15 protein-coding genes are annotated in these 17,706 nt (G+C 50.3%); 2 read left to right on the forward strand and 13 right to left on the reverse strand.

The features are described 5' to 3' along the window. Positions 1-88: 88 nt before the first annotated feature. From AB1I67_RS01830 to AB1I67_RS01880, 11 genes are all read right to left on the reverse strand, one after another. On the reverse strand, positions 89-982 hold the full coding sequence (locus tag AB1I67_RS01830; protein WP_367028114.1) for an ABC transporter permease: 894 nt from the start codon (positions 980-982) through the stop codon (positions 89-91). Continuing rightward, the gene (locus tag AB1I67_RS01835; RefSeq protein ID WP_367028115.1) at positions 960-1,922 is read right to left on the reverse strand and encodes an ABC transporter ATP-binding protein; all 963 of its coding nucleotides are present in this window, start codon (positions 1,920-1,922) and stop codon (positions 960-962) included. Before AB1I67_RS01835 ends, AB1I67_RS01830 begins: the two co-directional genes overlap by 23 nt. Then, positions 1,922-4,414 (reverse strand): hypothetical protein, encoded by a 2,493-nt coding sequence (locus AB1I67_RS01840; RefSeq protein ID WP_367028116.1) that lies wholly within the window; start codon positions 4,412-4,414, stop codon positions 1,922-1,924. The genes AB1I67_RS01835 and AB1I67_RS01840 overlap by 1 nt, the downstream gene beginning before the upstream one ends. Positions 4,415-4,419: 5 nt before the next feature. Continuing rightward, positions 4,420-5,574 carry a HAMP domain-containing sensor histidine kinase gene (locus AB1I67_RS01845; RefSeq protein ID WP_367028117.1) on the reverse strand — a complete coding sequence of 385 codons (1,155 nt, stop codon included), beginning with the start codon at positions 5,572-5,574 and terminating at the stop codon, positions 4,420-4,422. Then, positions 5,564-6,268 (reverse strand): response regulator transcription factor, encoded by a 705-nt coding sequence (locus AB1I67_RS01850; RefSeq protein WP_367028118.1) that lies wholly within the window; start codon positions 6,266-6,268, stop codon positions 5,564-5,566. Before AB1I67_RS01850 ends, AB1I67_RS01845 begins: the two co-directional genes overlap by 11 nt. A 185-nt stretch (positions 6,269-6,453) precedes the next feature. Further along, a complete protein-coding gene (locus AB1I67_RS01855) occupies positions 6,454-7,161 on the reverse strand; it encodes a ribulose-phosphate 3-epimerase (protein WP_367028119.1) in 708 nt (235 codons plus the stop codon). Between the two features lie 8 nt (positions 7,162-7,169). Further along, entirely contained in the window at positions 7,170-8,042 is an 873-nt protein-coding gene (locus tag AB1I67_RS01860) for a sugar phosphate isomerase/epimerase (RefSeq protein WP_367028120.1), read from the reverse strand. A gap of 11 nt (positions 8,043-8,053) precedes the next feature. Next, the gene (locus AB1I67_RS01865; RefSeq protein WP_367028121.1) at positions 8,054-8,854 is read right to left on the reverse strand and encodes a 5-deoxy-glucuronate isomerase; all 801 of its coding nucleotides are present in this window, start codon (positions 8,852-8,854) and stop codon (positions 8,054-8,056) included. A gap of 19 nt (positions 8,855-8,873) precedes the next feature. Next, on the reverse strand, positions 8,874-10,178 hold the full coding sequence (locus AB1I67_RS01870) for a TRAP transporter large permease (RefSeq protein ID WP_367028122.1): 1,305 nt from the start codon (positions 10,176-10,178) through the stop codon (positions 8,874-8,876). Continuing rightward, the gene (locus AB1I67_RS01875) at positions 10,163-10,660 is read right to left on the reverse strand and encodes a TRAP transporter small permease subunit (protein ID WP_367028123.1); all 498 of its coding nucleotides are present in this window, start codon (positions 10,658-10,660) and stop codon (positions 10,163-10,165) included. Before AB1I67_RS01875 ends, AB1I67_RS01870 begins: the two co-directional genes overlap by 16 nt. A 16-nt stretch (positions 10,661-10,676) precedes the next feature. Further along, the gene (locus AB1I67_RS01880; RefSeq protein WP_367028124.1) at positions 10,677-11,798 is read right to left on the reverse strand and encodes a TRAP transporter substrate-binding protein; all 1,122 of its coding nucleotides are present in this window, start codon (positions 11,796-11,798) and stop codon (positions 10,677-10,679) included. A 339-nt stretch (positions 11,799-12,137) separates the two neighbouring features. Between AB1I67_RS01880 and AB1I67_RS01885 the strand changes: the two genes are divergently transcribed. Together AB1I67_RS01885 and AB1I67_RS01890 are read left to right on the forward strand one after the other, a co-directional pair. Continuing rightward, a complete protein-coding gene (locus tag AB1I67_RS01885) occupies positions 12,138-12,836 on the forward strand; it encodes a GntR family transcriptional regulator (RefSeq protein ID WP_367028125.1) in 699 nt (232 codons plus the stop codon). A gap of 240 nt (positions 12,837-13,076) precedes the next feature. After that, a complete protein-coding gene (locus AB1I67_RS01890) occupies positions 13,077-13,895 on the forward strand; it encodes an Abi family protein (protein WP_367028126.1) in 819 nt (272 codons plus the stop codon). A gap of 57 nt (positions 13,896-13,952) precedes the next feature. On the opposite strand, the gene AB1I67_RS01895 is transcribed toward AB1I67_RS01890, so the two are convergent. After that, positions 13,953-16,100: an RNA degradosome polyphosphate kinase gene (locus AB1I67_RS01895; protein WP_367028127.1), complete on the reverse strand. Its 2,148-nt coding sequence runs from the start codon at positions 16,098-16,100 to the stop codon at positions 13,953-13,955. A gap of 3 nt (positions 16,101-16,103) precedes the next feature. Beyond that, positions 16,104-17,663, reverse strand: a complete 1,560-nt coding sequence (locus AB1I67_RS01900) for an exopolyphosphatase (RefSeq protein ID WP_367028128.1) — start codon at positions 17,661-17,663, stop codon at positions 16,104-16,106. Positions 17,664-17,706: the final 43 nt, after the last annotated feature.

Consider the following 17,706-nt stretch of genomic DNA (forward strand, 5'->3'; position numbering starts at 1 on the left):
TGCAAAGCTGACGCTTTCCATTCTGCATCCCCCTACTCATTAAAATTGTACTAACAAATCGAGATTTTGGCAATATTTATTTCATAAATTACGACTGTTTTCCGCTGGAAATAGCACGTATGGCAATCCACACAAAGAGCGCCGCCATCAAAAGCTGGATCACCACGCTCACGCCAACCCATTGGGCAAACACTGGGCTTGCACTGTGGCCTCCAAACCATTGCCCAACATTGGCTGTCACCTGCGCCTGTCCTGTCAGCTGGCTGATCGTCACTAAAAAGGTTGTGGTAGGATTGATCAGCAGCAGATATAAAAGCCCTCCGGATGTGGCGTGGGCAGGCGACTGCCCGATGGACGCAAAGTAACTGTCCACATGCATTCCGCTCATATAATAGGCAAACTGGTTAATACCATAGGTGCCGATGACCACCAGTCCCATGACCGCATAGGACACCACTGTAGACAGGGTTGTCTTGCGGAACAGCGCGGAGCAGCACAGCCCAAGGCTTCCCACAAACAGAGCGGCAGCTATGTAACAGAGCAGCAGCAGCCCGATGTCATTCAGCGTGACGCCGCCGTATACAAATACCATGGCGATGATCGGAAAGCTGGAAATGATCAGCAGGGACATCGTACTCAAAGATGCCGCCAGCTTCCCCAGCACGATCTCCCACGGACGCATTTTCGTCGTCAGCATCAGTTCAAGAGTCTGACGTTCCCGCTCTCCGCTGATGCTTCCCGACGTCAGGGCCGGCATGATAAAGATCAGCATCACGAATTCCAGGACAGCCACAAACAGATACAGGTCCAGAAAGCTGGTGTACTGGATCTCCGCAGTCACCCGCACCTGCGCCAGGGTCGAATACATATTAAGGAGCGCTACCATCGCCAGGATCCCGTTGAAAACCATCAGGATCAAAGCCAGCTTGATGCTCCTGGAGCTGACCATGGTTTCCCGTTTATAAACCGGATTCATCCTCATAGGACAATACCACCCTTTCTTCCTCGTGATTGGTGATCTGCATAAAGATCGCTTCCAGACTGCCCGGCTCCCGCACAAAACCACGGATCATCACGCCTGCATTTACCAGCGCCGTGAGAAGCTCGCTCTCCTGTCTTGCACTCCCCATAAATCCCACCATAATATCTGTATCCCGCACCGTGATGGTCTGCACCAGCGGGTGCTCCTTCAAAAGCCCCATGGCGATATCCATACGGTCCTGGACCGTGATGATCACCGGCTTGGAGGTATGGATCCGGTCTATGATCTCATCGATACTTCCTGTCAGGATCATCCTGCCCGCATCGATGACACCGATATCCGTACAAAGCTCTGACAGGTCTGACAGCAGATGGGAACTGATCAATATGGTCATCCCCTGCTCATTTAACTCCTTCACCGTCTCCCGGAATTCCACCCGGGTCCGGGGATCCAGCCCCGCCGTCGGCTCATCCATGATAAGCAGCGCCGGATCATGGATCAGCGCCCGCGCCAGACACAGACGCTGCTTCATGCCGCGGGACAGACCGTCCACAAAGAAATCCTCCTTGTCGCCCAGCCCCACCTGCGCCAGCAGCGTCTGCGCCCTCTTGCGCCCCTTTAACCCTTCTATGCCGTAGCAGGCGGCAAAAAACTCCATATATTCCGATACCTTTAGATTGTCATACACACCAAAATGGTCAGGCACATACCCGATCTTTTCTTTCAGGCGGTGGGGCTCTCTGACCGCACTGATCCCGTCAATCTCCACACTTCCGCCGTCAGGCTTTAAAAGCCCGGTCATGATCTTGATCGTGGTCGTTTTTCCCGCGCCGTTAGGTCCTACAAATCCATACAGAGCGCCTTTTTCAATCTCCATATCCAGACCGTCCAGCGCATGATAGTTCCCGTAGGACTTCTGCAGATTTTGAATCTTAAGCATTATCGTTCCCTCCCTGCAACCATTGGCATCGGAAGCTGGATCGAATTGTATCCGCCCATTCCATCATACACATAACGGACTGTAAGCGTATTGTTCGGCGACAGATACGGGCGGAGCTGGTCCACATCCATGGTCCTTCCCTCCAGATCCACCTGGTCATAATTCCCGCTGCCGTAATTATAGAAATAAATACTTCCGGTAAAGGCCCTGGTAAAGCTTGTATTGCCGGCCTCCAGGAACTCTTCCGACACAGTCTCAAAGGTCAGGCTCTCCACATCAATGTCACCGCCAAGCTGATATTCCAGCGTCAGCGGTTCAATACTGCTCATGGAATTGGTCGTCTCATCATAGGTCCCATTTACCACCTTGGGTGTTTTCATCAGCACAGAACGATACAGAGAACGGTCCCGTGAAGCATTCACCGGCATGGAGACCGTCAGCATGGTCAGCCCGTAAGTCTCCTCAGACACTGTCTTCAAAAACTGGCTGTCCTCCTTATCCGTGCTGAAGGCAAGGATCCGCGCGTCTGCCGTGTATCCGGTCATATAGTTGTCCATATAGAATTTCAGCATATTGGAGCGCTCCATCGCCAGCAGATAGCTCTTGTCATTGATATCCGTTTTATGGTATGCATTCTCACCGGATACCCGCTCTGCCACTACATAGGAATTGCCAAGCGGAAAACGGAGCAGGTCATAATCTTCCAGGTTCTTCGTCTCTCCCGGTTCCATCCGGTCCAGCTGCACCATATTGCCGTACAGGATCAGAGTGGTATTCTCCAGGGGGAACGGAAAACGGTTGGTCAGGCTTCCGCTTATCTTTCCCTCAAAATAATCAACCTCACCGGTGATCCCGATCTGATCTGTATTGTCCACCCTCCGTTCCAGCTGGAAATACCGCGGTGTGAAGGCTGCGATATTCTGGCTGTGGATCGTGGTCTGTTCCGAAGTGGTTTCGATCGCGATCTGGTAAGGCTCGTCTCCTGAAAATTCAGCCGTCCCGCCGCCATCATACAGATAGCTCTCCGTGATGGGCAGCACCGAATACTCCGGCGCCAGCTCCACGGTATATGGTCGGTTATAAGGATTGCGGATATTCAGATACGTAGTCTCTGTCACATAATCTTCCGTCACATCCTGGATCGCCGCATAGGTATAGAACGTGGACCGGAACCGGGTCGTGGTCCCCATCATATATATGATGCCCGCAAATACCAGGGAAAGTACCACCACGCCGCGCCGGTAATAGATCTGAAGCTCCCGGTTCCGCAGGAATAAGTAAAGCCCCGGCCCCAGCATAAGCAGGTAAATGACGATGATCCCCACGTAGACCATCAGCCTTGGAAGCTTATCTACATCCCCTGTATTGATCAGGCTCTGCACCGACCAGAATTTGCCGGAATTGCCGCTGTAGACCACCTTTGCGAGACGATTGATCCGGCTCTCTCCTAAAAGACTGGTCAGCATGTAATCCACATATGCAGGCTGCCGGCTGCAGAACTCCGAAATATCCCCAAGATCATAAGCCGCAACAGCGATCATACCCTGTTCCTTAGCCGCCGCCGTCAACAGGGGAAACCCATTGCTGGAAAGGATCACATTTCCCCCGTGCAGAGGAATATCCACGCAGGTGATCGCAAGCATCCCGTCCCCAGGGTCATCCAGGCTGAAGCCTTCTCCCAGGTCAATATGCCGCAGGCTCGGGGTCCCATAAGAATCGTCCAAAAGCTCAGGCGCAAACCGCCCCAGCGTGTCATCCACCCGCTCGCCGGTCCCCAGGATCAGCACTCCGCCATTATGGACCCAGTCCATGACCGCCGCAGTCTGTTTTTCCGACAGGCTCCGCAGCTTGTAGTTGTTGACCACCAGCACATCAAACAGGCTTAACCCGATCTCCTCCTCCGGAAATGTCTCCGCATCCAATTCGAATGTGCGGGTCCTCATGGTACTGTAATGGACGCCTACGCTGTCAAAATAGTTGAGCGCCCATGCTTCATCCGACAACAGTCCAATGAACATCTCCGGCACATCCCGGCTGACGTTCAGCTTGACCTTCTTATTGAGGATCGTGTTGCCGTCCCCGTCGGCCAGCGTCAAAAACAACTGGTTTGCATTGTTCCCCAAAGGAATATAATACCGGTAAAGCTGTTCGGACAGCGGCTCTGCAGCCACCGCATGATCATAGCGGTATAAGGTCCCGTCCGATTCCATAGACTTGATCATAAGCGTGGCAGACAACGGCTGCTCCTGATTGTTTCTGACAGTCACATCCAGAGGCAGATAACGCCCGCCCTTCGCCGTATTGTCATAACCATACCGGACATCCATAGCCACCGGCTCCTCAGCCGCCAGCGCCGGAGTACAAAAAGCCAGACCGCATAGAAACATGAAAAGCGCCGCCATGGCTGCGATCCATCTCCTCTGTGGTCTGACTGTCTCTATATTCCACCCAAATTCCCTGCCCATCCGGGGCTTATGAATCTGGTCGCGCATTTCATTCACCCCAGCTTTCCAAAATTCTCTTTGTTGATATCAAAATCCACCTGAAGGGTAACGGTAAACACCGTTCCATTCAGATCGCTCTTCACTGTGATCGTGCCTCCGTGCATGTCCACGATATTCTTTACGATCGCAAGCCCAAGCCCCGTACCTCCCGTATGGGTCGACCGGGACTGTTCCACCCGGTAGAATTTGTCGAAGATCAGCGGCAGCTCCTCAGCCGGGATCACGTAGCCATAGTTGGTCACCGACACCTGGACCGTGCTGCTGGCAGCCGTCACCTTTACAATGACCCGCTTCCCATCAGCCCCATACTTGATAGCATTGTTGATCAGGTTGTCAAACAGACGCGCCAGAAGGTTCCCGTCCGCCGTGATGACCTTGGCGGGAACATTGCTCTGCAGCTCGTAGGACAGCCCTTTATCCGCAAAATTGGGATAAGATTCCTCCAGAAGCTGGCTTAAGAGCTTGATGATATCCACCTTTGCCACATGCATGGACAGCTTGCCGTAATTCATCTTGGTAAATCCAAACAGGTCCTCGATCAGCTTCTCCAGCCGCTTGGCCTTCCCGTAAGCGATATCTATGTACTTCTTCTGCATCTCCGGCGGCAGCGTTACCTTGCCGGATAGCAGCTCCAGATACCCGATGATCGAAGTCAGGGGGGTGCGCAGATCGTGGGCTACATTGGTGATCAGCTCATTCTTCGTCCGCTCCGCTTCCCTCTCTTTATCCATCAGTTTACGGATATCTTCCACCATCTTGTTTAGATTCTCCGCCATGGAGGCGAACTCATCGTCCCCGACGACCTCCACACTGGTGTTTAGATTCCCTTCGGAGATATCGCTGATAGCGTCGGAGATCCGGCTGATATACGCGATAGACTTCTCCTGGAGCAGCAAAAAGGTTGCAGAAAAGATCACGATCCCCACCAGCACATACCCCAGTACTATGACAATGTCGGAGTGATAGATCATGGCAAGAAGCGCATTGTCCCACTGGGATTCCTCCGCGTAGCCGGCCAGCATGGATAAATTGGTCACCAAAAACATCTCCACAAGACACGTAACAAGCGTGCTGTAGACGATGTTGGCGATCACGCGGGTATGATAGCGGTGGCTTAGATCACTCCTGCCGCTTTTCTTACTTTTCAATTTTGTATCCTACCCCCCACACAGTGGTGATGATCTTGTCCTGGCGCTCGTCTTCCTTCATCTTGCCGCGAAGCCGCCGGATATGTACCATAACGGTGTTGTTTGCCTCATATACCTTCTCATTCCACACCTTCTCAAAGATCTCGTCAGTGCTGAATACCTTGCCCGGATTAGACGCCAAAAGATACAGGATATCAAACTCGATGGGGGTCAGCTTGACCTCCTCCTCGTATACGGTCACCTTGTGGTTGTCTTTGTTGATCGTAAGTCCACGGATGCTGATCTCATTCTTCGCATTCTCATGGACGCTGCTGTTGGGGTTCAGCTGAGTGTAGCGGCGCAGCTGGGACTTAACCCGCGCCGTCAGTTCCAGCGGGTTAAACGGCTTCACCACATAGTCATCCGCCCCGGTGCCCAGCCCTAAGATCTTATCTAAGTCGGTGGACTTGGCGCTCAGCATGATGATCGGGATGTTGTTGGTTTCCCGGATCTTCTTGCACATCTCCAGCCCGTTCATCCCGGGCATCATAATATCCAGCAGCACCAGATGGATCTCTTCCTTATCCAGGATATCCAGCCCCGCCTGCGCATTGGACGCCTTAAACACTTTATATCCGTCACTGACCAGGTATATCTCCACCAGGTCCGCGATCTCCTGCTCATCATCAACCACCAGGATATTGGTCTCTGCCATATCAGTTTCCTCCTAACAGTAAATAGTCATTTCATCCTATGCATAAGTGTAGCATAAAATGTCGCTTTATGCCTTACTTTTTTATGACAAATAGTGAAAGAAATTCCATGGCATAAGGGGGCAGCCCCGCAAAATATCAGGCCGCCCCCTATTTTCTAATGTGCATCGTTCTAATATGCATCCATTTAATACGCATCCCCCACAAACCCGGATGCCAAACCTTTTCTGCACTCCTCGTCAAACCGCCTGCACGCAGACACGATCCCCTCCGGCTGCTGAAAGACCGTATAGATACCGGTGACGATCACATTCGCGCCGCGTCTGACGCAGGGGATCAGGTTTTCATAATTCATTGCGCCATCCACGTTGATCAGAAAATCTTTTCCACATTTTTTCCGCAGCGACGCCAGCTTTTCCACTTTGTCAACCGTCCTCGGCATAAATGCCTGCCCCGCGAACCCAGGTTCCACTGCCATAAGGGTCACCATATCCGCCAGGTCGGCATACGGTCCAATGACCGAAACATCCTGCGATGGATTGACAACTACCCCGGGGTTCATGCCGGATGCCCTGATCCGCTCCATGACCCTGAAAGCAAACGGCGTACTGTCCACGTGGAAGCTTAAATAATCCACTCCCGCCTCCGCCATCCGGTCAACATATCCAGCCGGATCTGTCACCATCATATGGACATCAAGTATCATATCCGGATATTCCTCTTTTACATCTTTCATAAACCGTACCGGGAAGCAGAGATTGGGGACATAGTTCCCGTCCATAAGATCCACGTGGAGCCATGTAACCCCCGCAGCCCTGAGCGCCTCTATATCCTCTCTGATATGCAGAGTATTGCAGTTTGCCAGGGACGGTGAATTGATAACGATTGGTTTCATATTTCCCCTCATATGCATTGATTTTTCTTCATAGCCGCGTATGTGGTCTCATAGGCATTCTGCACGACCCATTCCGGGGTCTTTGCCCAGTGTCCGGGGCGGAAAGTCTCTATGGAACACATCCCCTCATAACCGATCTCCTTCAAAACTCTCAAAAACCGGTCTATATCCACCACCCCCTCATCTACAAAGCAGCGTTTTTCCTGTTTCCGTTCCCTTTCAGGCACATCGTCCGCACTGTTTAAATGTACGGCGAAGATTTTTTCTTTTTCAACTGTTTTCATTGGCTCATAATCATTTTGACCATTAAACAGGTAGATATTGTAAGCGTCAAAAACGTATCCCACATTATCCATATTTACAGCCTCTATGATCTTCCGGGCATTTTCAATATCTCTCACAGACGACCGTGGAAAGCCCACAAGCTCAAAGCACAGGTTCATATCGTACTGCTTCGCAATGGGGCCAAGCGCCTTAAGCATACGGACGCAATTGTTGTTTTTCTCCCCGTCAGTCCCTGGAAACGGCACATAGTTCTCCTGCTCTAAAAATGGAGGCACTACGATCATATAATGGCAGCCGATTTTTTTCCCGATCTCACAGGCATATAAGAACTGTCCCAGCAAAAATGTCCGCCGTTTGGGCTCGTCATCCTCTCGCAAGAATTCCGGGTACAGGTACAAAGCATTAAACGCATGGGGCTTTAAATGATGGGTGGAGAAAAACTCTGCCAACTGGTCTGACGTATGGGTTTTTAAATAGCTCATGAGCATGTCGAACCTGATCTCTATGTAATCAAACCCTTCCTTTTCGCACAATCTAAGATCTTCTTCCAGTGTGGAACATCCCAGACCACAGGCTTCGTTATATGATATATACATTGTCTCCTCCTCTATTCCGTTAATTCCGGAAATATTTTGATATGATCCGCATCCAGCCAGGCATGTTCCTCCTTCAAGGAATACACGATATCTTCACCATTATCCTGCAGGCGCTGTGTCCACATAATATACCCCGCGTACCCCGGCGCCGTGGCCTGAGAGTGCAGCTGACCTCCCGGATTGCATGTAACGCTCCGGTTCACAACCTTGACCGCTTCACTTCCAAACTCCGCAAACCCATACCCCTGCTCCGGCAGGAATTTGTAATAATAAATCTCCGGCTCTGTGTGAAGATGGGGCGGGAAGCAGGCCCAGCAGCCAGGATAGTTGACGACTTCCCCACAGAACAGATTGGTCTCAGGACAAGTGGACCGGTTAAAAAACACCCGTTTGATCCGTTTTACTTTGCCGTCCAGCTTCTCTTCATCTACGGTTTCAGAACAGAGAAGATCGTCCGGCTCATAGAACTTATTTGCAAACTGCTTATGGTTTAAGGTATTGGCAACGTTTATCTCCGCATGTTCTGAAACACACCGCAGCCTCACCCGGGTACCGCAGTGGACATGCAGTACATAGGGATCGTCCCTGAAACAATTCCCCCTCCTGGCAGACGCCTCGAAACCATCCCACTGAAAGATGACAGAACCACAGTTTAAACAGAATACATACTCCTCCTCCGTCAGAATCTCAAAATCCTCTCCAGCCTTTAAATAGATCACGCTGAATTCTGAGTCCATCATTTCAGGGTTTTTGTCCCTGCATACATAATTGTTCCACTTCCGGTTGATATTCCCTCTTACAACTTTTATCATGCTAAACTCCTGCCAATCATTATTTTGCAAACAAGCCCGGTAACCATGTCCCTATTTCAGGCACCAGACACAGAAGTATCAGGCATCCGAACAACGGGATATAAAATGGGAGCATGGCCTTCACCATCTTCTGAAAACTTATCTTAGCCGTGTCAGCTATGACAAACAGGCATACTCCAAATGGAGGCGTACACAGGCCGATCATCAGGTTTAAGACCATCACAAGACCAAAATAAAGCGGATCGATCCCCATAGCGGTAGCCGCAGTCAGAAGGACCGGGCCAAACACCAGGATCGCTGCAATGCTCTCCATAAAACAGCCGATCACAAGTAACGCAATGTTGACGATCAGCATAAATACGATCGGATTGGTCGTTACATTTGCCAGCCACTCCGCAATGGCGTTGGATATCCCACAGCGCGCCAGGACCCAGCCATAAAAGGCAGCCGCAGCCGTAACAAATCCGATAGATGCCGTGTCCCTGATCGTCTCTTTCAAGATACCCCACAACCGTTCCAGGGTCATCTCCTTAAACACAAAGAAGGATATCAAAAGTGCATACACCGTCGCTACCACAGCCGATTCCGTCGTCGTGAAAAGGCCTGTCCAGATCCCCGCCAGAAGGATGACCGGAGTCAGCATGGGGATCAGCGCTTCCCAAAAGGCTGAGACAAATTCTTTTACTGTCGGGAATGGCATCTTGGGATAATTCCTCTTTTTTGCAACAGCATACACGATTATCATCATGGTTATGGTCATCAATACTCCCGGCACTACCCCTCCAAGGAACAGAGACCCTACCGATACGCCTGATATGGTCGAATACATGACCATAGGGACCGACGGCGGGAAAATAGGACCGATCGTGGAGGACGCCGCCGTAACACCCGCTGAAAAGTCAACGTCATAGCCATTGTTTTTCATTGCCTCTATCTCAATCTGGCCCAGTCCGGCTGCATCGGAGACTGCCGTCCCGGACATTCCCGCAAAGAGCAGGGACGCAAGGATGTTGGCATGTCCCAGTCCCCCCGACAGCCACCCGGCAGCCACATTTGCAAATTTGAATATCCGCTTTGTGATCGAAGAACCGTTCATGATCTTTGCCGCCAGGATAAAAAGCGGGATTGACAGCAAAAGGAAGTTCTGCAGGCTGCTGGTCAGCTTTAAGGGCATGGATATAAGCTGGAACCATGACGCTATGGTCCCCATATTGACCATAAAACCCACACATCCCACTACGCAGAGGGACATGCCCACCGGCACGCCAAATGCCAGAAGGATGATAAGTCCAAGTGTAAGGATCAACGCTACGGTCTGATACATGAGTCATCCTCCTCTCTCCGGCTTCCAGTCAAATAATTCTTTGTGTGGACTGCCTTGGCATACAGCATAAGCAGTGTTCCGGCCAGCATGACCAGATACAGATAACCATAGGTCAGCCATTCAACCGTGGGGATCGCCGCAGTCCATTCTGAAAGCATTCTGTCATAGCAGCCATACGCCAGCGTCACTAAAAAGAAATAGGCGCACACATCCTCTATCACATTGAATATTAAAGTGGCTTTTCTCTTTCCGGCAAACAGATCCTTTATCATTGTGACTACCATCTGTCCGTCATGATAGATCAGGATTGGCATTCCAAGGAATACGATGGATAAAAACATCGCCCGTCCGATCTCGACAGTCCACGTGGCCGGGATATGGAATACCAGGCGGGCCAGAATCTGAAAAAACACGGAAAATGTAAGTATACAGAGACATACCGCACAGACATTCTCCAGGAAAGACAATATCTTTTTTGTCATCTTTATCTCCTTGCTTTTATTTGAGGTCATTTACCATATCAAGCAGGCCCGGTTTCCAGTTCTTGTCGTTATACTCCTGAACCACAGGTGCAGCCAGCTTTATAAATGCTTCGTTATCCGGCGTAACAACTTCCATCCCCTCCGCCTGGCATTTCTCTATATAGGTTGCATCCGGGTCCGGATACTCCGCGGTAACCTTCGCCTGTGCATCTGCCCAGGCCTGACCGATCAGGGCCTGGTCTTCCGGCGTCAGCGTGTTGAACCAGGACTCAGAGGTAATATATCTGGCCAGCGTAAAGATATGAGATGAAAGGATCAGATACTTCTGTGCCTCATAATACTTGTAGGAATAGATGGTCTCCGGAGGATTCTCCTGTGCATCTACAGTCCCGGTCTTGAGCGCCATATAAAGCTCGGAGAAATCAACAATGGTGGGAGACGCCCCAAAATCCTCAAATACAGAGACCCTTACCGGGATGGAAGGCAGGCGGAATTTCAGTCCCTTTAAATCCTCCGGTTTCTCGATCTTCTTGTTCGCAGTCATCATCCTGGCGCCTCTGTAGAACCACGCTGATGTCATGATCCCAGACTTTTCCTGAACCTCAGAAAAGATCTGATCACCGTATGTATCCATAAAATTCTTAAAATGGTCCACATCCCGGAACAGGTATGGTGCCTCCAGGATTGAATATTCCGGAGCATAATACTCAAAATCCTCACATCCCAGGGCGCCCATCTCTATGGTCCCTGCATGTAGCCCCTCAGCAACTTCCCTTGCCCCGCCCAGGGCGCCGCTCGGGTGGATGACCACCTTGATCCTTCCTCCGGAAGCAGTCTCAATATTGGACTTAAATTCTTCCATCACCTGATGGACCGGTCCCTCAGGAGCAAATGTGGAAGCCACGTTGATCGAGTAGGAAGCCCCCTCCGTCACCGCAGCCTGCGCTTCCCCGGCAGCTTCCGTATCGTCTGCTGCCTCTGCCTTTTTCGCCTCTGTTTGAGCAGCCTCCGTATTCTCAGATGCCGCTTCCGTCTTAGCTGCCGGAGCCGCCGCCCCGCTGCCTCCGCTGTTGCCACACGCAACCAGCGGTAAAATCATAGAAGCCGTCAATACAAATGCCATAACTTTTTTCTTCATATCATTTTCCTCCTGATGAAGTGAGCCTTATTCTTTGAATAAGGAATTTTAGATACTATTATACTAACATGTTAGCATGTTAATTGCAACACTTTTTGGTAGTACAGACAGGTTTGTACGGCATTTTTGTTGCTTTTTATAAAATCTAAATATTTTTTTTATGCACTTTGTCCAAATAGTATTTTATTTAAAAGTTCAAATACTATTATCAGCACAAAGGCATTCTGTGCGATCTTCTGTCCGCCTCCGTAACATGCTGAAACTCAAGTACTTATGCTTGCAGGTTCTTTTTTATCGTGATAAAATGGAAAATACTAGGAGTAAGAGGAAAAGAACGAAATGATGGATGAAAAACGACAGTATGTTGTGGTGGTCAACAGTGTGCGGGAACAGGCTTACCAGACGCTCCGCAATGAGATAGTCAGTATGGAACTGAAGCCAGGGACTGTGATCAGTACACAGGATATCGCTACCAGGTTGAATATCAGCAGGACGCCCGTGAGGGAAGCCTTTATCCGGCTTCAGGGAGAAAGCCTGCTGGAGATCTCCCCGCAGAAAGCCACAGTAGTCTCGCGGATTGATTTTGACCGGGTAAACCAGGAGCGCTTTATCCGCGAAGCCCTGGAAGTGCAGAATATGTATAACTTTGCCGCAGCAGCTTCGGCAGATACTATTAAAGCTATGCGTGACAACATAAAGCAGCAGTATCAGGCATTGCATGCCGAAGATTATGCAAAATATCTGGAGCTGGACAACAGCTTCCACCAGCTGGAATTCACCGATACCCATGAAGATCTGGCCGCGTCCCTGATCCGGCAGATGAACGGGCATTACGACCGGGTCCGCCTGATCTCCTCCCGGGAGCAGGGTGTTGCTGATACCATTATCCGGGAACATGAACAGCTTGTAGACTACGTGAGCCATAAGGATGTTGACAGTGCGGTCGGCCTATTGCAGAGGCATATCCGTGAGCTTCAGTCTTTCCAGCATGTATTGGTGGATAAATGGGATGGGTATTTTGTGCAGAATCAGATATAGAGAACAAAGACCGTTGACAACTTTCTTGAATTCTGTTATATTGACCTTGGTGATCGTACCGGAGAAACTTGTGAAGCCTTCGGTCCGGAAGGTCCCTGCGGGGGCCTTTCGTTATTTTACTTTGAAATGGAGTGATAGCATATAGCAAAACCATATAAATCCTATGATGAATTGCTCATCTTTTTGCAAAAAGATAAAAATCTTATTATCCAGGACTTCGATACCGCGAAACATATCTTAATGAAAACCAGTTATTTCTCCCTAATCTCTGGTTACAAGGACTCCTTCAAAAATCCAGCTACCGGAAAATACATAGATGGTACTACCTTAGAAGATATTTATCGGTTATATCAATTTGACAACGAACTTCGAAGTATATTCTTAAAGTATATACTCATTGCAGAAAGAAGTATAAAATCCTCTTTAGCCTACCATTTTTGTTCCATATATGGGGACAATCAGCAACAGTATTTGTCACCATACAATTATCTGATTACAGACTCCACAAGAAAAGGTATACAAAAGCTAATTGATATTCTATCTTATCATTTAACTTACAACAGCGAGTACGCATATATTAATCATTATAAATCCAAACATCAAAATGTTCCTCTCTGGATTATGGTCCAGGTATTAACCATGGGACAGGCCTCTCACCTGTTTGACTATCTGAAAGCTTCTGTTGCCATCAAAATCTGCAATGACTATCACTGTATATCAAGAAAAACTTTACATTCGTTTTTATCCATTATGACAAAGCATCGCAATGTATGTGCACATGGAAACCGTTTTTTCAATTATGTTACCAAGGATTCCATTACGGACACCCTGATTCATGATAAGTTACATATTCCTCAACTTCACAATCGTTATCAGTGTGGTAAAAATGATATTTTTTCTGAAGTCATTATATTAAAATACTTGTTGGACAATGAGGATTTCCACAATTTTTATTTTGATATAAAGCACTGCATAAAAAAATACCACCCTCAAAGCACTATTTTAGAAAAAATGGGATTTCTCAAAAATTGGACATCCATTATCCGGTTAAAATGTTAATCTGTCAAAAAATACTAAAAGAGGCAGACGGTATCGTCGTCTGCCCCTATATCCTGTCTACTCGTTCTCCGGCGGCGTAGCCGGCACAAACACCCGCGTATTATGCACATCCTGCCCCTCCCGCCGGGCCTTTGCCATGGCGATTGCTTCCTGGCAGAACTGCTCCTGGGCGGTGACGAGGACCTTGCCCCGCTTGTCGATCTTCTCATAGGTGCCGTCAGGCTGAAGGATATGTGCCTTCACATTGTCGGCAAGCTGCACCTCCAGGATGTGGATGACCTGCTCTTTAAGCTCCGGGTCCTCCACCGGGAACATGATCTCCACACGCTTATCCAAGTTCCTCGGCATCCAGTCAGCGCTGCCCATGTATACCTCCGGGCTGCCGTCATTCTCAAAGTAAAAGATCCGTGCATGCTCCAGATAATTGCCCACGATCGAATGGACACTGATATTCTCACTGAGGCCCGGGACGCCAGCCTTCAGGCTGCAGATCCCGCGGATGACCAGCTCGATCTTCACTCCGGCACAGGAGGCCTCATAGAGATTGGCAATGATCTCCTTGTCGCAGAGAGAGTTCATCTTCGCCATGATGTGGGCCGGTTTCCCTGCACGTGCATGGGCGGCCTCCCGTTTGATCATCTTGATACATCTGCTCCTCAGCCACAACGGGGCCAACAGAAGCTTGTTCCAGGTCGGCGGTTCCGAATATCCTGACAGCATGTTAAACACGGCGGTGGCGTCCTCCCCGATCTGCGGATGACAGGTCATCAGCCCGCAGTCCGTATAGAGTTTGGCCGTAGAGTCGTTATAGTTACCAGTACCCAGATGGACATAACGGCGGATGCCGTCCTCCTCCCGGCGCACCACCAGGGTGATCTTGCTGTGGGTCTTTAAGCCCACCAGGCCGTAGATCACGTGGCAGCCGGCCTTCTCAAGCTTCTTCGCCCAGTTGATATTGTTCTCCTCATCAAAACGGGCCTTCAGCTCTACTAACACCGATACCTGCTTGCCGTTCTCAGCCGCTTCCGCCAGGGCCGCGATGATCGGCGAATGGCCGCTCACCCGGTACAATGTCTGCTTGATCGCCAGCACATCCTTATCCTTCGCAGCCAGCCGCACAAAATTCACTACCGGGTCAAAGGTCTGGTAGGGATGGTGCAGCAGGATATCTCCCTTGCGGATATTGGTAAAGATATCGTCGTCATTCATAAATGCCGGTACCGGCTGAGGCATGTAAGCCGGCGTCTTTAGATGGTCAAAACCGCTCATGCCGTACATCTTCATCAAAAATGTCAAGTCCAGGGGACCGCTGATCTCATAGATATCCTCCGACCCAACGGACAACTCCCTCTTCAGGATCTTTAACAGCCGCTTGTCAACCTTTTCCTCAACCTCCAGGCGGATAACCTCGCCCCACTGGCGCTTCTTGAGCTGTTTCTGGATCTCCTCTAAAAGATCCACAGCCTCCTCCTCGTCCAGGGTAAAGTCAGCATTGCGCATGATGCGGAACGGGTGGGCAGTCACGATATTATAGTTTAAGAACAGCTCCTTCATGTTGCGCTCGATGATCTCTTCCAGAAGGATCACGCGGCGCTCGCCGTCCTTGCCGTCCGGAAGCTCCACGATGCGCGCCAGCCCCGCCGGTACCTGGACCATGGCAAACTCCAAGTCCTGTTCCCCGTCTTTCTTCTGCACCAGGGCCGCAATGTTCAGCGACTTGTTGCGGATAAGCGGAAACGGCCGGGAGGAATCTACTGCCATAGGGGTCAGCACCGGATATACATTCTTGTGGAAAAATTTGTCCACGTACGCCGCTTCCTGCTCCGTCAGTTCCTCGTGCTCGCAAACGATATGCAGCCCCTGCTGCTTCAGAGCCGGTAAAAGGGACCGGTTGTAGGTGGAGTACTGCATATCCACCAGATCATGGGTCTTTTCCCCGATCAGCACCAGCTGCTCCTCAGGCTTTAATCCTGCAATATCCGGCTTCTTATACTTGGCATGCACCATATCCTTGAGGGATGCCACGCGCACCATAAAAAATTCGTCCAGGTTGGAGGCTGTGATACTCAAAAACTTCAGCCGCTCAAACAGCGGAATACTCTTGTCTCTGGCCTCATTTAAGATCCGGTAATCAAACTCCAGCCAGCTCAGTTCACGATTAACATAATTTTTCGGGTCGGTATAAATCGTATCTGTCTCTGCCATATTCTACACCCTCTTTTTTTGCTTCAGAACCGGACGGATTCCGAAGATCTCTTCAAAGAAATCACCCTTCGATTCAATGGACATGGCCTCCAGCGTCACATCCCCGTCGTAATCAGTGGTAATAATCAACTGGTTCTCTTTTACATTCAGCCGGCATCCCGCCAGCTTATTGGCATGGCTCCGGTCCATGGCGTTGGCCAGCCGCAGGATCGCAGTCAGCTTGGCGATCATCAGGACCAGATTGTCAGGGTTCACCAGGCGGCTGCCCGGAGAAACCTTTTCCGCCACCTCCACCTCATTATAACGGAAGCTCTGGGCGTGGTATTTGACCACATTCGCCACGATCTCCCGCTCCACATGGGAAAGGCCGATGATCTCCGTTGCCATGATAATGTTGTATGCACACTCGGCAGCATCACGCATGGTAACAAACTTGCCGCAGGAGTGGAGGTCCGCCGAGATCTGCAAAAGCAGACGCTCCCGCGCTTTCATGCCGTGGTATTTCTTCAGACAGTCAAACACCTGCAGGGCTGCCGTCTCCACCATCTGGATATGATGCATGTGGCACTTATACCGCTTGGCCATATTGCGGGATGTGACAATGATGTCGTTGGCAAAATTGTGGTTGAACTTTAAAAGCTTTTTGTCCTCCGCATATTCAGCCGCAATCCCGTCCGTCATACGGATGCCCGGCATCCACATGATCTCCGCTCCGGTGATCTCCATCATCCTCTTATAGATCGCGGCAGTGGGGAACAGCATGGATGCATAATCTGCATTCACGTCGAAAATATCCTCGATCTGGTCCCTGGTCAGATGCCGCATCTTGTCATAGAACTTCGTAAACTCTTCTTTCGTGACCCGGTCGCTGCGCTTTGCCGCCCCCGCTTTGTAATAAAGGGTCAGGATCGGCTCTCCGATCGCAATTAAGTTCTTTACTTCCCGGTCTTTTAAATACATCTTTCGAAATGTCACCAGCTCATTGTCAACCAGATCCGTCACCAGCGACTGCTCGATATCCGCAGTCAGCTTCACATGGGCGAGCAGCTCCCGCAGGCGCAGCACGCCTAAGGGCAGGTTCTGGGTGGACACCAGGGCATCCTTGTCAAACAGGGAGACCTGCATACTTCCAAATCCCACATCTGCAATGGCTGTCCCCTTCTGGATCGTCCTCTGGAATTCCGCATCCTTGGCGGCGATCGCCTTATAGCTGATAAAGCGCTGCTCCGAGTTGCTGATCACCTTCACTTCGATCCCCGTGCGGACCCGGATCTGCTCCAGCACGATCTGGCTGTTCAGCGCTTCCCGCATGGCGCTGGTGGCATAGGCCCGGTAATCCGACACCTGATACCCCTGCATGATCCTGACAAAATCATTCAGCACATCACACATTTCCTCCACCAGGCCGTAGCTGATCTTGCCTTCATTGTAAGTATCCTTTCCAAGGGCAATCATGTGTTTTACATGGTCAACAGAGCGGATAACGCCTTTATCCACGATCTCGTATATCCCAAGCTCCAGCTCAAATGACCCCACATCGATTGCCGCAAACGTACGTACCATACGCCGCCTCCTTCTCATCCTGTCCGTAGCATCCGACAGCCGG

Source organism: Clostridium sp. AN503 (assembly GCF_040719375.1).
GTDB lineage: Bacteria > Bacillota > Clostridia > Lachnospirales > Lachnospiraceae > Brotaphodocola.